Annotated in this window: 17 protein-coding genes; 7 read left to right on the forward strand and 10 right to left on the reverse strand. The window is 59.3% G+C overall.

Annotated features, from left to right (window positions below):
• Positions 1-270 precede the first annotated feature (270 nt).
• Together AC5O5R_RS15475 and AC5O5R_RS15480 are read right to left on the reverse strand one after the other, a co-directional pair.
• Entirely contained in the window at positions 271-1224 is a 954-nt protein-coding gene (locus AC5O5R_RS15475; protein WP_172224234.1) for a LysR family transcriptional regulator, read from the reverse strand.
• Positions 1225-1258: 34 nt separating this feature from the next.
• Positions 1259-2206, reverse strand: coding sequence for a LysR family transcriptional regulator (locus AC5O5R_RS15480; protein WP_172224231.1), 948 nt, complete (start codon positions 2204-2206; stop codon positions 1259-1261).
• A gap of 101 nt (positions 2207-2307) precedes the next feature.
• Between AC5O5R_RS15480 and AC5O5R_RS15485 the strand changes: the two genes are divergently transcribed.
• Both AC5O5R_RS15485 and AC5O5R_RS15490 read left to right on the forward strand, forming a co-directional pair.
• Entirely contained in the window at positions 2308-3621 is a 1314-nt protein-coding gene (locus AC5O5R_RS15485) for an L-fuconate dehydratase (protein ID WP_172224228.1), read from the forward strand.
• 66 nt (positions 3622-3687) lie between these two features.
• Positions 3688-4986 (forward strand): MFS transporter, encoded by a 1299-nt coding sequence (locus AC5O5R_RS15490; protein ID WP_172224226.1) that lies wholly within the window; start codon positions 3688-3690, stop codon positions 4984-4986.
• A gap of 99 nt (positions 4987-5085) precedes the next feature.
• Here the strand turns inward: AC5O5R_RS15490 and AC5O5R_RS15495 are convergent, their stop codons facing one another.
• The 3 genes from AC5O5R_RS15495 to AC5O5R_RS15505 form a co-directional block, all read right to left on the reverse strand.
• Entirely contained in the window at positions 5086-6444 is a 1359-nt protein-coding gene (locus AC5O5R_RS15495; protein WP_172224223.1) for an aminotransferase class I/II-fold pyridoxal phosphate-dependent enzyme, read from the reverse strand.
• A complete protein-coding gene (locus AC5O5R_RS15500) occupies positions 6444-7826 on the reverse strand; it encodes a hypothetical protein (RefSeq protein WP_172224220.1) in 1383 nt (460 codons plus the stop codon). Before AC5O5R_RS15500 ends, AC5O5R_RS15495 begins: the two co-directional genes overlap by 1 nt.
• A 513-nt stretch (positions 7827-8339) precedes the next feature.
• Positions 8340-9365: a zinc-dependent alcohol dehydrogenase family protein gene (locus tag AC5O5R_RS15505; RefSeq protein ID WP_172224216.1), complete on the reverse strand. Its 1026-nt coding sequence runs from the start codon at positions 9363-9365 to the stop codon at positions 8340-8342.
• A gap of 206 nt (positions 9366-9571) precedes the next feature.
• Here AC5O5R_RS15505 and AC5O5R_RS15510 point away from each other — a divergent pair, with 206 nt between their 5' ends.
• Both AC5O5R_RS15510 and AC5O5R_RS15515 read left to right on the forward strand, forming a co-directional pair.
• Positions 9572-10486 (forward strand): LysR family transcriptional regulator, encoded by a 915-nt coding sequence (locus AC5O5R_RS15510; protein WP_256676246.1) that lies wholly within the window; start codon positions 9572-9574, stop codon positions 10484-10486.
• Between the two features lie 151 nt (positions 10487-10637).
• On the forward strand, positions 10638-11873 hold the full coding sequence (locus AC5O5R_RS15515) for a tyrosine-type recombinase/integrase (protein WP_372242424.1): 1236 nt from the start codon (positions 10638-10640) through the stop codon (positions 11871-11873).
• Between the two features lie 163 nt (positions 11874-12036).
• On the opposite strand, the gene AC5O5R_RS15520 is transcribed toward AC5O5R_RS15515, so the two are convergent.
• Together AC5O5R_RS15520 and AC5O5R_RS15525 are read right to left on the reverse strand one after the other, a co-directional pair.
• Complete coding sequence (locus tag AC5O5R_RS15520) at positions 12037-12210, reverse strand: hypothetical protein (RefSeq protein ID WP_178126838.1); 174 nt, start codon at positions 12208-12210, stop codon at positions 12037-12039.
• Between the two features lie 133 nt (positions 12211-12343).
• Positions 12344-13255: a LysR substrate-binding domain-containing protein gene (locus AC5O5R_RS15525; RefSeq protein WP_172224213.1), complete on the reverse strand. Its 912-nt coding sequence runs from the start codon at positions 13253-13255 to the stop codon at positions 12344-12346.
• A gap of 102 nt (positions 13256-13357) precedes the next feature.
• Between AC5O5R_RS15525 and AC5O5R_RS15530 the strand changes: the two genes are divergently transcribed.
• Positions 13358-13774, forward strand: coding sequence for a nuclear transport factor 2 family protein (locus AC5O5R_RS15530; RefSeq protein ID WP_172224210.1), 417 nt, complete (start codon positions 13358-13360; stop codon positions 13772-13774).
• Between the two features lie 325 nt (positions 13775-14099).
• Here AC5O5R_RS15530 and AC5O5R_RS15535 read toward each other — a convergent pair whose 3' ends face one another.
• Both AC5O5R_RS15535 and AC5O5R_RS15540 read right to left on the reverse strand, forming a co-directional pair.
• Positions 14100-14447, reverse strand: coding sequence for a Rieske (2Fe-2S) protein (locus AC5O5R_RS15535; protein ID WP_172224254.1), 348 nt, complete (start codon positions 14445-14447; stop codon positions 14100-14102).
• Positions 14448-14533: 86 nt separating this feature from the next.
• Positions 14534-15658 (reverse strand): FAD-dependent oxidoreductase, encoded by a 1125-nt coding sequence (locus AC5O5R_RS15540; RefSeq protein ID WP_172224208.1) that lies wholly within the window; start codon positions 15656-15658, stop codon positions 14534-14536.
• Between the two features lie 186 nt (positions 15659-15844).
• On the opposite strand from AC5O5R_RS15540, the gene AC5O5R_RS15545 reads away from it, so the two are divergent.
• Positions 15845-16768 (forward strand): LysR family transcriptional regulator, encoded by a 924-nt coding sequence (locus AC5O5R_RS15545; protein WP_494514514.1) that lies wholly within the window; start codon positions 15845-15847, stop codon positions 16766-16768.
• A gap of 1 nt (position 16769) precedes the next feature.
• Here the strand turns inward: AC5O5R_RS15545 and AC5O5R_RS15550 are convergent, their stop codons facing one another.
• A complete protein-coding gene (locus AC5O5R_RS15550; protein WP_372242464.1) occupies positions 16770-18737 on the reverse strand; it encodes a methyl-accepting chemotaxis protein in 1968 nt (655 codons plus the stop codon).
• A gap of 305 nt (positions 18738-19042) precedes the next feature.
• On the opposite strand from AC5O5R_RS15550, the gene AC5O5R_RS15555 reads away from it, so the two are divergent.
• Entirely contained in the window at positions 19043-20200 is a 1158-nt protein-coding gene (locus AC5O5R_RS15555; RefSeq protein WP_172231441.1) for an alpha/beta hydrolase family protein, read from the forward strand.
• Positions 20201-20210: the final 10 nt, after the last annotated feature.

Below are 20210 nucleotides of genomic sequence, written 5' to 3' on the forward strand. Positions count from 1 at the left end.
TTTTTATGGCTGCCACCTACTGTAAGAAGCCTTGGGCGACATGCCCAATGAGATGATCCGATCGAACGATAACCTGGGGTTATCGGGAGGCAGTGGAGAGATGAGATTGGCGATCGCCGGTAGGGCCTTCAGGGCTGCTTCGCAGGCAGGCCAGCTCCTGCAGTGATCGCATGAGGGCTGACAAATGCTGTGGCAAGCACCTGTCAGCCCTGACGTAACCTCCCAAAGACCCTAGAATCTCCACCTCAATGTCTCAGCGCTCATGGCTGTTCAGCACTGGCCCTCCCGACGCCGCCGCGCCCCCTCCAGCAGAATCTCGACAAAGGCTCGGGCCGAAGCGCTCAGTGGCTCATCCTTGCGGGTGACCACGCCATACTCCAGGGCCGCCAGGTGCAATGGGCTGCGCAGTTCCTTGAGCTGGCCGCTGGCCAACTGCGCGGCAACCATCGAGCGCGGCAGCATGGCGATCATCGGCGCCGATTGCAGCAGTTGCAGGAACATCGGCATGCTGATGGTTTCCACGCTGTCGGCGGGCGTGGCCAGACCGGCCACCCGGAATGCCTGCTCCAGGCGATTGCGGATCGGCGTGCCGACCGGGTACAACACCCATGGCCAGTCACCCAGCGCCGCCAGAGGCGTGCTGTGCAGCTGGTTGAGCGGGTGTTCGCTGTTGACCACCAGGCTGAAAGGCTCGGGCTCCAGGGGCTGGAAGTCGAACAGCTGGCTGAAACGCTCTTCGGTGAACCGGCCGATCATGATGTCGAGCTTGTTCTGTTCGAGCATGGTCAGCAGGTGGTCGCTGGAATGCTCCACCACCTCGATCGACAGCAACGGGCTGCGGGCCTTGATGGCGGCAATGGCCTGCGGCAGTACCTGCGCGGTAGCGGCAAAAATCCCGCCGACACGGATAAAGCCGTGCCCGCCGTTGCGCAGGCGGTTGACCTGGTCGACGAACTGCTGCGACTCGGCCAGTGCGCCCTGGGCGTAACGCACCACGTATTCGCCCAGCTCGGTGGGCGGCATGCTGCGCGGCAGGCGCTCGAACAAGGCGAAGCCGAACTGCTCCTCCAGGTCCCGCAGCATCTTGCTCAGTGCCGGCTGACTGAGGTTCATGCGGGTGGCGGTGGCGTGCATGTTGCGGGTGCGCGCCAAGGTGTCGATCAGCACCAGGTGCTTGTAGCGGATCCAGTTGCAAAAGCTGGAATGGGTCATGTCCGGCGGCATCGACGCAGGGCCTCAGGCAAGTGAAAAGGCAGGGTTATTGCGCCCGCAAGTAGCGCAGCAAGGTGGCCAGGGCCACCGAGTCGGGCCGCGAGCGCAGGGTCAGCACGCCCAGGTTGGCCATGGCCAAAGGCAACTCCACCGGCAGGATGGCAACCATGCCGTAGCGGGCATAATGCTCGGCCACGTCATTGGGCACCACCGCGATCATCTCGGACGCTTCAAGCATGGCCGTGGTGGCCAGGATCGAGGCAGTCTCGACGATATCCAGCGACTGCACCATGCCGCCGGCCTGCAGGGCACTTTCGACGCGGCGGCGCATCGGGCTGCCAATGGGGTGCAGGATCCACGTCTGGGTGACCAGGTCGGCCAGTTGCAACTCGGTGACCGCTGCCAACGGGTGGCCGGCGCGGGCAATCACCCGCATCTGCTCACCGCCATCGAACAACTCGATGTTCAGGTCCTGGCTGTCGCTCTGGTCTGGCAGGCGCCCGACCACCATGTCGAAATCGCCTCGCAGCAAGGCCGGCAGCAAGGTATCGCTGGTGCCGACTTCCAGAGAGATGCGCACCTTGGGGTGGTCGCGTTTGTAGGCCAGCACCGCCCTGGTCAGCACACCCGGCACCGGGCCCATGACACTGCCCACCCGCACCAGGCCCAGTGCCCCGCGCGCCAGCTCGGCGATTTGCGCCTGGGCATGCTCAAACTCATGCAGCGCGTTTTGCGCATAGCGGATCATCACCTCGCCATACAGCGTGGCCTGCATCCCGCGCGGCAAGCGTTCGAACAAGCGCACGCCCAGGCGCTCCTCAAGTTGCTGCAGCAGCAGGCTGGCCGCCGGTTGCGTGGTGTGCATCGCGGCCGCAGCACGGCGCAGGTTGGCAAATTCGCCCAGGGCATTGAGCAGCGTTATCTGGCGGCTGGAAATCTTCAACGCGCCGAGGCTGGCAGGCGCCTGGGCGCTGTCGGGTGGCAAGCGAGGCATATCGAATCCGGTATCGCTGATTAAGAATTGGCGATTATGCCTGTATCAATGCACAACCTACAGTCAGTGCTCCCAGTGCCTGAGCAGAACAAGAGCCGACCATGAGCATACGCATTACACACCTCAGCGTTCGCGACATCCGTTTCCCCACTTCGCTGTCGCTGGATGGCTCCGATGCCATGAACAGCGCCCCCGACTATTCGGCCGCCTACGTAGTACTGCACACCGACGCCGAAGCCCTTGAAGGCCATGGCCTGACCTTCACCATCGGCCGTGGCAACGAGATTTGCGCGGCGGCGGTGCAGTCGCTGGCGCCGTTGATCGTCGGCCTCACCCTCGAAGAAATCACCGCCGACATGGGCGGCTTCTGGCACCGCTTCACGGTCAGCGACAGCCAGTTACGCTGGCTGGGCCCGGAAAAGGGCGTGATCCACCTGGCCACCGCGGCCATCGTCAATGCCGTGTGGGATCTGTGGGCCAAGCACGAAGGCAAGCCGGTGTGGAAACTGCTGGCCGACATGACGCCCGAGCAGCTGGTGCGCTGCCTGGACTTCAGCTACGTCACCGACGTGCTCACCCCCGAAGAAGCCATCGCCCTGCTGCGCCGCCAGGCTCCCGGCAAACCCCAGCGCGAGGCGCAGATGCTGCGCGAAGGCTACCCCGGCTACACCACCGCCCCGGGCTGGCTGGGCTACAGCGAAGAAAAAATGCGCACGCTGGCCCGCGAAGCTGTGGAGGACGGCTGGACGCATATCAAGCAGAAGATCGGCGCAGACCTGGAAGAGGACATTCGCCGCGCCAGCATCCTGCGCGATGAAATCGGCTGGGAGCGGACCCTGATGATGGATGCCAACCAGGTCTGGGGAGTAGACGAATCGGTCGCCAACATGCGCCGCCTGGCGGCCTTCGAGCCGTTGTGGATCGAAGAGCCGACCAGCCCGGACGACATTCTCGGCCATGCCACCATCCGCCAACGCATTGCCCCGATCGGCGTCGCCACGGGCGAGCATTGCCACAACCGGGTGATGTTCAAGCAGATGTTCCAGGCCGGTGCGCTGGACTTCTGCCAGCTGGACGCCGCCCGCCTGGGTGGGCTGAATGAGGTGCTGATCGTGCTGCTGATGGCTGCCAAGTACGACGTGCCGGTGTGCCCGCATGGCGGTGGTGTCGGGCTGTGCGAATATGTGCAGAACATCGCACTGTTCGATTTCATCGCAGTGTCTGCCTCGCTGCACAACCGGGTACTGGAGTACGTCGACCACTTGCACGAGCACTTCATCGACCCGGTGGTGATCCGCCGCGGGCGCTACATGCCCCCGCAACGCCCCGGCTACAGCATCGAAATGCATGCCGAAACCCTGGAGCGCTATCAGTACCCCAATGGCGCGGTGTGGCTCGACATCAACCGTTCCTGACCCTCAGACCTGGATGTGCCGACCGTGTGCGGCACACCACCAGCACTTTCATCGGGGAAAAAAACAATGACAACCCTCACCGGCAGCGCAGCGGCCTCGGCCCCTGCCGCCTCCACCGAGCAGCGCCTGAACGGCTTGCTGCTGCGCAAATTGATGCCACTGCTCATCGTGGTCTACGTGATGAGCTTTCTTGACCGCACCAACATCGCCCTGGCCAAGGCCAGCATGGGTGTGGACCTGGGCCTGTCGGCAGCAGCCTATGGCCTGGGCGCCGGCCTGTTCTTCCTGACTTATGCCTTGGCCGAAGTGCCCAGCAACCTGATAATGCACCGAGTGGGCGCGCGCTTCTGGATCACCCGCATCATGATCACCTGGGGCGTGCTGTCGGCGGGCATGGCCTTCGTCCAGGGCGAAACCTCGTTCTACATCATGCGCTTGTTGCTGGGGGTTGCCGAAGCAGGCCTGTTCCCCGGTGTAATGCTGTACCTCACCTACTGGTTCGACCGCGAACAGCGCGCCCGCGCCACCGGTTACTTCCTGCTGGGCGTGTGCCTGGCCAATATCCTCAGCGGGCCGCTGGGGGGTGCCCTGCTGGAAATGGACGGGGTTATGGGCTGGCATGGCTGGCAGTGGTTGTTCGTGCTCGAAGGGCTACCCGCCGTGGCCCTGGCCTACGTGGTCTGGAAGAAGCTACCTGACGGGCCCGCCGCAGCGCCCTGGCTGTCGGCCTCCGACGCCCAGCACATCGAACGGCGCCTGGCCGCCGAGCGGGCGGACGCACCGCAGCAGAGCAAACTGGGGCAGATGTTCCGCGACCGGCAGACCTGGCTGGCGATCGTGGTGTACTTCGTGCACCAGATCACCATCTACACGGTGATTTTCTTTCTGCCGGGCATCATCGGTACCTACGCAGCGCTATCGCCTTTCCAGGTCGGCTTGCTGACTGCGGTGCCGTGGATTGCTGCCGCCATCGGCGCCGCCACCTTGCCACGGCTGGCCACCTCCCCCCGGCGCTGCCGCACGCTTTTGTTCTTCGGCCTGCTGACCATGGCGGCGGGGTTGCTGCTGGCGTCGCTGAGCAATTCGTTCATCGGGCTGATCGGTTTTTCACTGACCGCCCTGATGCTGTTCGTGGTGCAGTCGATCATCTTCGTCTTCCCTTCCAGCCGCCTGAGCGGTAACGCACTGGCGGCTGGCCTGGCGTTCGTCACCACCTGCGGCCTGCTGGGCGGGTTTGTCGGGCCGTCGGTGATGGGGGTGATTGAGCAGACCACTGGCAGTACTCGCAACGGGTTGTGGATCATTGCGGCGTTGCTGCTGTTTGCAGCGCTGGTCAGTACGCGCTTGCGCCAGGGGCAGGAGTGACTGCGTAGCTGAGCGGGTCGGCCTGTCTGGAGATTGCATAAGGGCTGAGAAGTGTTTGCCGTAAGGTATGCAGCGCTCGAGCTCACAGGCGCTGCATATCTAGCGGCAAGCACCTTTCGCAGGCCGCCCGCAACGCAGCTCCAGCACCTGCGCCAAGCGCTCCACCGCCTGCTGCAGATCGTCTGGGTCATCCCCCAGCCACACCAGCGCCAGGTACTGCTGGTAACGCCCCTGCAGGCTGAACTGCGTACCCGGTAGGGCATGCAAGGCCGAACCTGCCAGCGCAACAACTACCTCAGCCCACGGCAGCGGTTGGTGAAAGCGAACCCACAGCGTTCGCCCGCCCTGAGGTATTTCCAACGCCACCCGCGGGCCAAACTGCAGCTCCAGCGCACGCGCCAGGCTTTGCGTACGCCTTTGCAACTGGGTGCGCAGCTGTGCCAGCTGCGTCTCGATTTCACCTTTGCCCAGCATGTGCGCAAGCGCTTGCAGGCGCAGCGGCGCCAGCCGGAACGCACGTTCGCCGAACGCCTTGGCCAGCGCGCCGTCATGGCCCAGTACATAGGCATACGGCGCCTCGGCCCCCACTGCAGCCTCGAACGCCCCAACTACCAACAGCCAACGCGGGTCGATCCAGTCGCGCAGGCGTGCGTGCGGCGGCCCGCTGAAACACAGTTCACTGTCCAGGTCGTTTTCCAACAGCCATACCGGGTGTTGGCCAAGCAACTGGCCAAGCTGCTGCAGGTGGTACGAGGAAAACAGCCGGCCCTGTGGCGTGCCCAGACACGACGGCATTACCAGCATGCGCACAGGTTCGCTCCTCAGCAAACTGGCCAGGGCACGCAAGTCCGGGTTGCCACGGCTGTCCAGTGGCACCTCCAGCACGCGCATGCCCGCGCGCGCCAGGGCGCCCAACACCTGCCAGCAACAGGGCGAATGTACCAGCACGGTGGTGCCGTGCAGGGCCAGCGCTGCCAGCAGCGTCTCCAGCAGCGCCAGTACATCCGGGGCCAGTTGCACGTCATCAGCACGCCAGTACTGGTTGGAAGAGCGGGTATAACGTTCTGCAACCGCATTGCGCAGCCGCGCACTGCCAAGCGCCTCCCACGGCGCAGCGCTGGCGGCACGCTGGCGGGCCATGCGCCGTTCGTGGGCGAGCAAGGCCCGCTCCAGCACTGGCTGAACGGGCAAGGGCGGCTGTCGGGGCATGGCCACAGCCTCCTGTTTGCCTGCGCCCAGCACGTAGTACCCCGACCGTGGCAGGCACTGCACGCGGCCCTCCTCCTCCAGCAGGTTGTAGGCACTCTGCACCGTGACCAACGATACCCGCAGCCGCCGGGACAGCGCACGCAACGACGGTAACCGGCAAGGGGAGGCACCCGCTGCCTGGTCGATCAACGCCTCCAGGTAGCGATAAACCTTGCGGTAGGCGAACTCCCCGGGGGCCGCTCGCCCCATCAATACTGCCCCGCAAAACCGCGCCGCCGCGCCAACAGCGGCCGCGGCAGCAAGCGCAGGCGGGCATCGCGGCGCGCCAGGTTGCTCAGCAGGCGCCAGGCGGTCAGCGGCAAGTGCCCTGCATAGATCACCCGTAGCTGGCGCAGCGACAAGCCACTGGTGTTCACCAGCCAGTCTTTCACCGCATCAGGGCAGGCTTTGCCTTGCAAGGCCCTGTGCAGATACGGCAACGCCACCAGCATGTCAGCGTGCCTGCACAACAGAAAACGCTCGAGATTTTTCCCCTGCCTGGCAAAGGGGCTGAACAGCAGGCATACCAGTTGGGTCTGGTTGATGCCGTAGGCTTTGCCGAGTTGCAGTTGATGCATGTCGCGCCGCTGCTCATCGCCCGCCTGCCCCGCCAACCGCAACGCCGGGCGACCGGCCTGGGGCTCGATACTGCGGGCACGCAGCTCGTGCAGTCGGGCCAGTGCCAGCGGGTCAGCGAACGCCGCCAACGGCCAGGCATCCGCGCCAGCCTCGAAGGTAAAACCCAGCATGGCATCCAGCGGCTGCTCCTCAAGCAAATGTGGCAGCAGGTCATCAACGGCGATCACCCGCACCGGCGCATCATCCACTGCCGCGCCCGCCGACGGCTCGGCGAAACTGGCCGGCGGTATTCTGGCGGCGCCGTGCAACCGGCTCAGCCCGCGCGCCAGCGCCGCCAGGCACTGCAGCCCATGTGGGCCGCGCGCGCCTGCCAGGCGCAGGTTACGCCGTGCCCAGGCGAGGTAACGGCGCCGCTGCAGCGCCGGAATGGCCGTAACCAGCGCGTCGGCAGGTGCAGGTGCCTGCAGCGCAAAGCCCACGGCGTCCGCCAGCTCCAGGTGCAGGCGGCTACCCAGCAGGGCTTCGGGCCGGGCATCGACCAGGTGGCCGAACATCAGCATGGCATCCCTCGCCAGTAGCCAGGGTTCAGTGTCTGCCGAGGGGCGGCTGCCGAATGCCACCGCTTCGCGCCCCTCTATCATCTGCAACTGCACCCGCGAGTCGTCCTGCATGAACAGGGCATTGAAACTGCGTTCATGGTCCTCCAGCGTGGTGCTGTCGGCTGTTGGCAGGCTGGCCACCAGTACCCGCAACTGAAAGGTTACCGGAGAACGCAGGGCGATACTCAGTTGCGCGGCGCGCAACATGGCCAGTAACCGGACACTGCGCCGATCGCTGCCTTGCAGCACCAGCAAACGGAAGGTACCGATGTACTCAGGGCCACCGGCGGCAACCAGCAGCCGCTGTATCAGCAACTGCACGGACGCGCGCTGAGCCTGGGACATATGACTCAGCAAGCGTTCGAGTACTTGCTGGTAGATATACTGCATTGCCTGGTCGTGAATAGCAGTCACGAAATCACCTCATCAACTTCAGGCAGTCAATACATGAAGAATCGAGCACTTCGGACTCAACATGTATTGCGCTTACCCAGCAGAAATTTGCTACACACGTAAAGAAGTAATGACGCAATCAATCACTGTCGCCAGGCCATCGAGAAAAACGCACCGACATACCAGTCCTCAGCCGCCACACACCCCATTGACCCAGGCATAGCCATGCTCATATCACGCTCCTTGCGCAAACTATCATTGGGCCATTATCGAGGGATGCAGTGCGAATGAAAGATACAGATCCGGGTAAAAAAACCATTCAGCCAAGGAGCGCGACCAGATTGAAGGGCAAGCATGAATAGTTCAAGGATGAATAATTGGCGGGATATTTCCGAGAACGCAAAAGCTATCGAATTATATGTAAGGCACTCCGCTTTTTATTGTAGGAATCTTCCTATTTTCAGCGCGTAAATAATTTTGTGCCGGCCACAAAAAACCCGGGACTTCGCCCGGGTTTCCACATACGGCAAGCCGCTATGCGTGTTGCGCCATGTCCAGCACCACCCGCCCACCGCAGGGGCATTGGTCCATGTAGCGATGCGCCTCCACGACCTGCTCGAACGGGTACACCTTTATGATCTGGGGTGTCAGCAACTGGTCGGCAGTGAACTGGTTGATATCGCGCAAGGCGCGCTGCAGGGCGACCTGGTCCTGACTGATGCCCAGCTCCGGCTTGCCGGTGAAGTTGCCGATGCAGTGCACGTAGAACTGGATGTTCTTCTGGAACGCCGCACAGGCCGGGAACGGCGTCTGGTTGCCGCCTTGCAGGCCATACAGGACCAGGCTGCCACGCGGCGCCAGCACATCGCCCAACAGCGACATCTGCGGCCCGCCCATGCCGTCAAGGACCATGTCCACACCACGGCCATCGGTGTACTTGCCCACCTGCAACAGCAGGTCCTGTTCTTCGGTGACGATCACCTTGTCGGCGCCCAGGCCCAGCAGGTATTCACGCTGCTCGGGCTCTTTGGTAGCGGCGAACACCTTCAACCCCAGGGCTTTGCCCAACTGCACGAAGGCAGGGCCTGCACAATGGCTGGCATCGGTGACCAGCGCGGTCTGCCCGGCCTTGGCCCGGGCCAGGTCGACGTAGGCAAAATAGGCAATCAGCAGGGGCGTGTAGTGCACGCTGGCCTCAATCGGCGTGAGCACATCCGGGTAGCGGGTAATGGCCGTGCGCGGCAGCACGATGACATCGCCATACACCGGGTGGTCGTTGGCGCTGGTGGCCGGGAAGCTGGCAACCCGATCGCCCACCGCAATGTCCTCGACCCCTTCACCGACCGCAGTCACCACCCCGGCCATTTCGTGGCCGATGCCCGCTGGCAGGCGCGCCTGGGACGGCGCCAGGTTCTGGCGCCAGAGCACGTCATACCAGCTGACGCCCACCGCTTCGACGCGGATCTGCACCTCGTCGTTTGCCGGTGACGGTTCGGCCTGCTCCTCGCAACGGAGCACATCGGCAGCGCCGAACTTGTGGAAACGGATCATGCGGGACATCGCATACCTCGCCTTTGTGAACCTCTAATTACCACTGACTTTATCCGGGCTTTTCCAGTTAGACCATCAGTGGTCATTAATAGTCGACATGCTTGTCATCGATTGGGCACCCGACTTTCCCTGCGATTGGTACCCCTAAACCCGTGCAGGGTAACAGCCTTTGGCCTTAAGATTCACCCCTGCCCCACTTTAGGCGAAGCGCACCGATGAATCGAAACGACCTGCGTCGCGTAGACCTCAACCTGCTGATCGTGTTCGAAACGCTGATGCATGAGCGCAGCGTGACCCGCGCTGCGGAAAAACTGTTCCTCGGCCAGCCGGCCATCAGCGCGGCCCTGTCGCGCCTGCGCAACCTGTTCGACGACCCGTTGTTCGTGCGCACCGGCCGCAGCATGGAGCCCTCGGCGCGGGCCAACGAGATCTTCGCCCTGCTTTCGCCAGCGCTGGACTCCATTTCCACCGCCGTCAGCCGCGCCGCCGAGTTCGACCCCGCCACCAGCAACGCCGTGTTCCGCGTCGGCCTCTCGGACGATGCCGAATTCGCCCTGTTGCCTCAGCTGCTCAAGCGCATCCGTGCCGAAGCGCCGGGTATCGTGCTGGTGGTGCGGCGGGTCAACTACCTGCTGATGCCGACCCTGCTGGCCTCGGGTGAGATTTCGGTGGGGGTCAGCTACACCAGTGACCTGCCGGCCAACGCCAAGCGCAAGATATTGCGCCGCAGCATGCCGAAACTGCTGCGGGCCGACAGCGTGCCCGGCAGCATCACCCTGGACGACTTCTGTGCCCGGCCGCATGCGCTGGTGTCGTTTGCCGGCGATTTGTCCGGCTTTATCGACGAAGCCCTGGACGAGATTGGCCGCAAGCGTCATGTGGTGCTGGCGGTGCCGCAGTTCAATGGGCTGGGGAGTTTGCTCGCAGGGACCGATATCGTCGCCACGGTGCCGGACTATACGGCGCAGGTGCTGACCGCGGCCGGTGGCTTGCGGGCCGAGGATCTTCCGCTGCCGGTGCGCAGTTTCGAGCTGCACATGGCCTGGCGCGGGGCGCAGGACAATGACCCGGCGGAGCGGTGGTTGCGGTCGCGGATACAGATGTTTTTTGGCGATCCCGATAGCTTGTGACTGACGTCCACCGAGATCCAGAAATTCCAGTATATTCAGCACTTTAGTTGCAATTTAAGTCCAATGCCGTCCGTCATGTTCCGCCCATTTCTGACGCTTCTGCGGGTATATTTTTGGGTACTTTTTCTGCTTAGAAAAAAAGTACCCGCACATGACGACTTCTCTCCCTACGCCTGCATTGCGGCGCAAACTCAGCGATGCTTTCCTGCGTGCCATTGCCGAATCCGGCAAGTACGCCGACGGTGAAGTGCCCGGTCTATACCTGCATGTCCAGGCCTCACAGAAGTCGAACAAGCCTGCCGCCAAGTACTGGCGGATGAGGTATCGCCTGCACGGCAAGGAGAACGTGTACGCGATCGGTCGTTATCCCGACATTGGCTTGAAAGACGCCCGCGACCTGGCCCGAGCCGCGCGCCAGAACGTAGCCCATCACGTCGCCCCGCTGAAGGCCAAACGCAAGAAAATCGCCGATCAATTACTTAATGAGGAACGCACCTTCAGTTACGTGGCCGAACAGTGGCTGGCCTTCAAATCGCACGACCTTGTGAGCAAATCCCTCGCGGGCTTTCGCGGCGCGTTGAACAATCACATCCTTCCCATGATCGGCAGCATTCCCGTCAGCGAGATCAAGCTGGACCACATCATTGAGATCATCGGTACCCTTCGCCGCGCTCGCACACTGGCCATGGCCAAACGCGTACGCACCATCATTCGTGCCGTGCTCGGTTTCGCCGAAGGGCGGGGCTGGGTGGAGCGCAACGTGGCCCTGAGCAACACCGAAGAGCTCAAGGTTCGCCATGTGGTCACCAGCAATCCGGCTATCGAGCGGCCGGCCGATTTGGGGACGTTTCTCCTGCGCCTGGATCAGATGAGCCCGAGCAGCGTAACCATCGCGATGCGCTTGCTTGTGATGCTACCGGTTCGCCCCGGAGAGTTGGTGAAAATGCGTTGGGAAGACGTTGACCTTGTCAGCGCCGACTGGCGTTATATCGTCGGAAAAACCCGCCATCTAGACAAGACCAAGCACATTGTTGCGCTCCCAGACCAGGCACTTGTACTGTTGCGTGAACTATACGAACGCCGGGTTGTGGATCAGGAAGGAAACGGCTGGGTATTTGTCTCGCCGGTCTATCCGGGCCACCCGATTGACGCAACGTCACTGGCCAAGTCGTACCAGCGGATTTGGCCAGAGTACGCCATTACTGCCCACGGCTTTCGCGCCACATACCGCACTATTGCTCATGAACATTTGGGCATCGATCCAATTGTTTTGGAGTTATCATTGTCACATCGCATGCCTGGTGCTTTGGGCGCTGTCTATGCGCGAGCTCAATTGCTACCTCAACGCCGCGAGGCTGCGCAGCAATGGGCGGATTATATTATTTAGATCGGCTTCGAAAAAATGCAATGCTGGCAGTACACACTGACTGAACCAGCATAGTATTAGTGGCGCTGCACAAAGCTCGGATTGCGACGTCATTCCCTATGCATTATCTACCGGCATACCGAGACAACCGAAGGCGGTTTGTTTGGCATCTGAGGAGATGATTTTAACGAGGCAGCCAGCCCTCCACTTCGTCCGAGGCGTACTCGGCTTCCCATTCTTTGAGCGGCTTGTGATTGCTACCTTTGGTTGCGATGATCTCGCGATTGTCGGGGTTCTTGTACCGCGTCACCTCACGGGCGCGGCGCGGGGGCTTTTGCCGCTGCGGGATCAGCTGCACGACGGTTCACCTGCCTTCATCAGGTGTGTAGGAGGTCTCACCGGCAATGTGCAGCCTATTCGCGCACCTGAATAACCGAGAATGATTTCAAAGTTTAAGTTCATCAAGGACCTCGCATTGCGAGATTAAGCGACTACGGCGAGATAGGTGGCGTTCTCGGCAGAGACTGATCTTTAACTCTGAAAATTGCAGAAGCCAGCATCTGGAAGTTTTTGGATGCGCTATTGATTTTCGGAATACACAGGTAATATCTTGTTCCGCTCAACACCGTTTCGCCAAAAGGACAGACCAAATTGCCCGATCTAATGCGCTCTGCAGCCAGGGTTGGATCGCCTATGACGACACCCATGGAAGCTTCCGCCGCAGACAGCGCTACGTCCAGTGTATCGAAGGTCATCGACGTCTCCGGTGGTTTCAAGCCGGAATGAGTCTTGGCAAACCAGGCACTCCACTCATAACCATCTGGAGAAGCATGCAACAAAGTCTGCCCATCCAGGGCCTGAGACTGGTTTAGGATTTTAGCGATCTCAGGAGAACACATGGGTGTCAAGAGTTCAGGAAACAGTTCAAATGAAACGAGTCCCTCGTCAGCACACTCGCCGCGCATTATCACAGCATCAGCTGAGCCATCCTTGAGGCTGGGCACGTCGTCGCGGCCACTGGAAATCTGCAGCCGCTGGCCACAGAGCTCTCGCTGCAGTGCGTCTATCCTCGGGAGCAGCCAGCGCAGGGTGAACGTTGACGGCGCTGATAGCCTAATGGTGCCTGAATGCGTAGACGGGCTGACAAACGACTCGTATGAATCAAGAATGGTGACTGCCACCTCAGCGAAGCGTGCGCCATGAGCAGTTAGCTCCAACCCAAGCGCCGTCCTCACGAACAGCTCCACTCCAACAATCTCTTCTAACTGTTTTATCTGCTTGCTGAGAGCGCCTTGTGTTTTATGCAGAGTTGCGGAGGCACCTTTGATGCTTCCATGCTCCGCACAGACCAAGAACGCCTTTATTGCAGCAAGGCTTGGCAGCACGCGATTGGTTTCAGACATTGCAAGCACAACGTTCCCTTCTGGAATACCCGTATTCCAATTTTTCGATTGCTTTCGCCTAGCAGAGCAATAGCATGTCAACTCTTTGATCAGGAGGTTAGCATGCCAGCAGTTGAAGTCAGAGACAACCACCCCGAAATCCTAACCCGGGCAGTGCTGAATTACTTGACCGAACTGGAAAAAGGCGACCCAGAATCGATTATTCCCCTTTTTTCACCCAGTGCAGTGATACTGTCTCCATTCCTTGGGAATATGGCCCCTCGGCCGTTCTTCGAGAAGCTCAAATCAGCTTCAGGTCCTAGTAAAATCACCCCCATCGACATATGTGTCAGCCAGCAAGGGTACCCGAGAGCTACTGGGTATTTCAGGTACGACTGGGTTCTGCAAGATGGCACTCCCGCACCCTTTGAGTGTGTTGATGTTTTTGAGTTTGATACCGAGGGCCTTATCACCAAGATGACAATCATCTACGACACCTATCCCATTCGGGAACTGGTCGGTGATAAATATTCCTCCTAGCATCAACTCTCAACGCGATTTAGAACAATAGCTGAGTATGGCTTCTGCACGCGTTGAGGCTAACAGAATTAGCCTCACGCGGGCGTATGACAGTCCCTGCCTCCGGCACTATCCTCACTCCCCGGCCCGTGCGGTGCATCATTCTCGAAACAGGGTGGCAAACAGCTGTCCAGCCTCAGAAAGTGGCCGTTCGGTCGGCAGCGTCAAGCCGATAGGCGCGCGCAGCAACGCACTGGTGAACGGCAATTTCTTCAACTGTCACGGGATCGCGTCACTGACCGTCTGCCCTGGAGAGCTAGCGACCAGATCGTAGCAAACAGCAGAGTCAGTCTGATCGTGACACCCACAGGATCTGGTCCTCATCCAAATCTACGTGTAAGGCTTGAAGTGACTGTCCAAGACAAGGCCCCAACACGCATGCTCCATTGTCTGGTCTAAACAAAGCGCCATGAGCGAAACAAACGATATGGTTACCATCGCCAGACATGAACCTGTCTTTTCGATACTGCATGGCAACATCCAGGTGAGGGCAAAGATTCCTGTAAACGCGCACCTCTCCATGCCATCTGAGTGCAACGACAGTATCACGCCCCTCGATCCAAGGGTCAAAGCCCTTCGCATGCCCTTCTTCCAAATGGCTCGAATGACAAAGGTATGCAGCATTCCGGTCCAATTGCGTCTCACCTACAAGGGCTGAAAGATGCAATGCGGCGCCTTGGAAGCGGGCGCCACAGAAAAGATTGGCACTGTCGACTTGAATCAGATGGGCTCGGCGGTAAGTTTGAGCATCGCCTTTGTGAGGCCGATTCGATCAAAATTCGGATCGCGCGCCATTTCCCGCTCACCTGCCATGATGGAGTTTTCACTGATGTATTTGCAGCGATCAAACCGGCGACGCATGAACCGCTGCAAGATTTCTTGGATTGGGCCTGGTCCAAGCAACTCTTCAGCCAGCACCAACGCATCTTCGATCGCCATCCCCGCCCCTTGCCCCAAATGAGGCGTTGTAGCATGGGCCGCATCACCGACCAGAAGCACCCGACCTTTGAACCATGGCTCATCTACAAAAAGCACCTCCATGGGCTTGTAAACAACCTGGTTGTTATCGGTGATCTGATCTCGAAGCTCACCTACCAGCCCCCCTACCTGAGCAATGCGCTCCCGCATAGTTCGCGCTAAGTCATCGTGTGCGAAACGCGGGTTATCCGGCTCATGTGAAGTGGAAAACATGTACATGAGGTTTTCAGCGAGCGGCACGAGCCCAGCATTCCCTCCAGGCCCAGTGAAGCTCGCCAGATGATCGATAGATGGATGACGTGGGAAGTTGTATCGCCATACGGCCTGGCCAGTAAATCGAGGGAGGTAGCGGTCACCAAAGAGCATTCCGCGGACCTTGGAATACACACCGTCCGCTCCAACCATTAGGTCGTATGTGCCGACGCTGCCATCGGTGAAGCGTACACTCAGCCCTGCGGCCTCTTCGCTGTATGACTCGATGGTTGTACCCAAACGCACAACGGTACCCAGTTCGATGGCCGTTTCGCTCAACACTTGGTGGAGCGCTAGCCGCGAAATGCCAACGTTTGCAGGATACTCAGGCCCAGCCAAGCGCTGCCCGGGAATACGAGCCAGCGGATTACCTTGAAGGTCGTAGATGCCTACATCCTCAAAGGGGTAAGCAGCATCCAGGTAGCGATCAAGGACCCCGAGCCGAGCCATCTCTCGCACTACGTTGCTCTGCTGGATAATTCCCACCCCGTACACAGTCCACTCGGACTTGATCTCAACCAGATCTACCGCGATGCCGCAGCGGCGCAGTGCGACAGCCGCACAAAGCCCGCCAATGCCTCCGCCTACCACCAGTACTTTTTTGATATCGCTCATGCGTGAACCCTTGGTTTTTTTGTTTTTTGGTCTTCCCACCAGGGCAGATTCAACCCCCCGCTACACCGGGGAGGGATCAAAGCTCTGGGATCTGGAAGCACAGGCTAGGAACACGCGAATAATTTGACTAATCGTTAGTTAGGATGCAGGGTATCGCGAAAATAAATACAACAAGAGATACCTCCCATGCGCTTCAAACACCTGGATTTGAACCTCCTGGTGGCGCTGGATGTACTGCTCGAAGAGCAGAACATTACTCGTGCTGCCGCGCGCTTACACATGACGCAGTCTGCCACAAGTGGCGTGCTTGGGCGTTTACGAACGTACTTTGAAGACGACCTCCTCGTACAGGTCGGACGGAAGATGATGCTCACACCGCTCGCACGTGACCTTGAGATTCCGGTACGTGAAGTCCTACTGAAAATCCAGACCTCGATCACCGCAAAGCCGGTATTCGACATTGCAGAAAGCAAACGCCATTTCAGAATCATGGCATCGGACTACCTGATTAGCGTCCTTTTTGCAGAGGTCATCAGGGAGATCAATCAACACGCTCCACTGATCACCTTCGAGCTAGTGAGCCCTGGCGAAACAGCCATGGAGATGCTGATGCGTGGGGAGGTCGATCTGATGATCGCGCCTGACCACTTCATCCCGAAGGATCACCCTTCGCAGATTCTGTTCGATGAACAGCATGTCTGTGTCGTCTGCGACGACAATCGCTCAGTGGGTGAAAAGCTGACGCTTGAGCAGTATCTGGAAATGGGCCATGTCTCAGTGGTCTTCGGTCGAAATCGCACTCCCGGGATTGAAGAGTGGTTCATGGCGGAATACGGATGCAAACGTCGTATTGAAGTCATCACACACGATTTCAACACACTGCCACAGCTCGTAGTGGGCACCAAGCGCATAGCGACCGTTCACAGCCGGCTGGCGCACTTGTATGCACGCAACCTACCGCTGCGTATAGTTCCACCACCAGTTAGCCTTCCCACGATGCAAGAATACATGAGCTGGCACCGCAGTCTCGATAGAGACCCTGTGCTGGCTTGGCTCCGCAAGACATTGGTGGAAATGGCCAGTCGTCCCACTACACCAATTGCGGCCTGACTTAGTCCGTCCGATAGGCTTTGAGCGCCTCACCCAAACTGGAGCTGAGGCGCCGCAATCTGCCGCATGCTTCCTCCAACCTGATGCACTCCTGTGCATTTTGCTCAATCACTCTTCCCACCTCACCTGTCACTGAATCGACCTGACAAGCGAGTAGGTGCTGATTTTTTGCAGCGCCTAAGATGTGCTGCCCACTATCCTCAACTCGCACAACGTTTCTTGTCGCAGTAGAAAGCATTTCACTCGCCCGATTGGTTAACCGAACGCCAGAAACGGTTAAACGCTGGCTGTCACCGAGACGGGCCGCGACCTCTCCCGTAACCTCACCCAAGCTTTGAATCATGACATCAATCTGTACTGTTGAATCTCGGGTGTGCTTGGCCAAGGCCCTAACCTCATCGGCCACCACAGCAAACCCCCGACCATGCGGCCCAGCACGAGCAGCTTCAATTGCAGCATTCAGCGCAAGCAAATTGGTCTGTTCTGCGATGGTCCGAATCACATCCAAAACACTAGTGATCGCTTCGCTCTGAGACTGAAGTGCTGCCATCGCGTTTGTGCCAGCAATCATTTCTTGAGAAAGCTGTTGAAGGCTCTCGCTAGCCTGGCGTACCAGTTCATCACCTTCATGGACCATCAGGCTCGCTTCACGGAGTATGACCTGACTGTCACTTGCAGTTTCGTTAACCTGGACTGCGGCGATCGTCATTCTCTGCATCGTATCGGTCACTTCCGTGACCTGCTGACGCTGCGCTCTGACTCCATTCCCCGTCCGCTCCGCCATTTCTACCAATGTACCGGCGGCGAAGTCGAGTTGCGCAACATCCTCTCGAATCCGACCAACCAATTCTCTTATCGCCTGCATCATTAGGCCAACTGACTCATTCAGCTGGCCCAATTCGTCACGTCGAGCCAGGCTCGGCGGGCGGCCTTGCAAATTGCCGGCTGCGACTTGCCGCGCCAGTCCGAGAATCATTCGGACCGGTACCACGATCGAACGTCTGATAAGCATGCTTGAGCCGATACTGGAAGCAAGAGCTAGCGCCAACAGACATATCAGTTGCAAGTTAAGCTGTTCGCGCTGAGCCTCACTCCCCGAGGTGGCCCTGGTCAGTTCTTCGTCCAGCAAATGCGTAACCCTCTGCGCTGCCGCAGTCATGGCCTCCCGTTGAGCCTGCGCCTCTTCACCGCTAGCGGCATACAACAGGAAAGCTTGACGATAATCCTCCAGAGCCGACCGAGAGGTTTCCAACGCTTGCCTACGCTCACCGTCCTGACGGACAAAGAAAGCCGACAACGCGGTGCCCAACTCATTTATACGGTTCACCCACTCGTCGTGAAAGCGCTTCTGCGGATTCAGCGAAAAGTACATTTCACTGTCCCTCAGGTTGGATAATCTCTGATGCAATGCCGCGGCGTCTTCGAGAGACTGCATAGTCGACTCATCCGGCGACTGCCCTTGCTCCAGTCGAGCGTTAACTGTGTCCATCTGATCGAGGAAAACACCGGCAAAATTCTGACCTGCGGTTTCGGCCAGCGATTGCATTCGTAAACGAGCATCAATGGATTGCCTCAGGGCCTTGGCGTAGGTCAGAAACGCGTGCTGATACTCAGCGATGGAGTCATCCATGGCTGACTTGAATGGTTCACCTATCGCCGCTTCTTGCACGCCACTGCTCACGGCATGTAGCGCGCTGGCGACCTGCTCAGCTGACTCAGGAGCCTTCACGGGATCAAACCCTCGCTCTGCGATTCGAGCCTGAAGAAGGTTACTCTGCAAGAGATCCAGACTACGCAGTTGGGCGCTATTAGCTTGGCTCTCGTGAAGCGCGTACCAGGCAACACAGCCCACGGCCATCGTACAAAACAGTACCGTCCCAAAACCAAGCGATAGCTTTGCCCCAACGCTAAGTTGGCCGAGACATGCATTTATCCCTCCGAGAGGGTTCCATCGGCGCCGAGTATCCAGTGACAAGAGGGTGATCCTTCCGAATAAATGAGACGGCACACTAGCCAACCCCTCCCTTGCGGACTAATCGTGCTTCGCGATGCCATACATCGCCATTCGCCATGCGTGCTCCAGAACCTGGTATCTCGCAATCTGATAGCTCCCATCCCAACAAGCGATTTGTCCAATTCCTGAAAGCCATGCGAGTTTGCCAAGGCCGCCCGCTGGGTGGACGTCGCCCGCCGAAAAGCAGAAATCACAGCACTGCTTTGAACCCTGCCAATGCCTCGATCACGGGCGACCCGGATCACAAGAAGGAAAACAAAATGTTCCGATACTTCCCCACCAATTACGTTTGGAACTTGTCCGTGGACCTTGCCCTTGAAATGGGCGCACGGATTGGTGAAATCGTTGAGATGTGCGAACCGTTGCAAGAAGCAGCCAAGCAGCCAGATGCCGAAGGCACTCGTGCATTCCGCCAGACTTGGGCAACGATGGCAGACAAGCTCTGCGTGCTGGCTCAAGAAGACCAGGAGCTGGGACGCCAGCTTTCGGCCGGAGAGAAGTACAACCGAGCTGCGACCTACTACCTGACCTGCGAACGCCTTCAGGGACACGGAGCCCCGGGTCGCTTAGAACTGTATCAACGTTTTCTGGATACCTTCGCGCGGGGAATTTGTCTCTCCAAGGAAAACTGTGAGCGTGTCGAGATCCCCTACGAGGGCAAGGTTATTTCCGGCCTTTACATTAGGGCAGAAGGCGTAAAGGGCCCAGCTCCGATCCTGGTCCAACTCAATGGTTTGGACTCAACCAAGGAGATGAAATACCGCGTCGGCCTGCCGCAGTGGCTTGCAAAACGAGGTATTGCATCATTGCTGATTGATCAGCCGGGCACCGGTGAAGCCCTTCGGCTACATGATTTGAAAGCCCGCTACGATGCAGAGCACTGGGCAAGCCGAGTCGTGGACTGGCTGGAGACGCGTGACGACATCGATCCGAAGCGAATCGGCTGTGAGGGCGTGTCTTTAGGTGGCTATTACTGCCCACGCGCTGTGGCATTCGAACCACGCTTTGCATGCGGTGTGGTATGGGGCGCCAACCATGATTGGCGCGAAGTGCAGAAACGCCGCTTGGAACGTGAAGGCAGCCTTCCTGTACCTCATTACTGGGATCACGTGCGTTGGGTATGGGGCGGTAAAGACATCGAAGAATTCATGCAAATCGCTGAGAACGTGCATCTCGATGGTGTAGTTGAACGGATCAAGGTTCCATTTCTGGTCACCCATGGTGAGCAAGACTCACAAATTCCTTTGAAATGGGCCCACCGCACCTACGAGCAATTGATCAACAGCCCTAAACGCGAGCTGAAAATTTTCACCTCTCGTGAAGGTGGTGTGCAGCACTCCAGCTTCGATAACTCCATCAATGCCGGTCAATTCATTGCCGATTGGGTCGCAGAAACCCTTGGCGGCCGAACCGCGTAAGCGCCCATAC

Source organism: Pseudomonas sp. 8_5_2 (assembly GCF_059295255.1).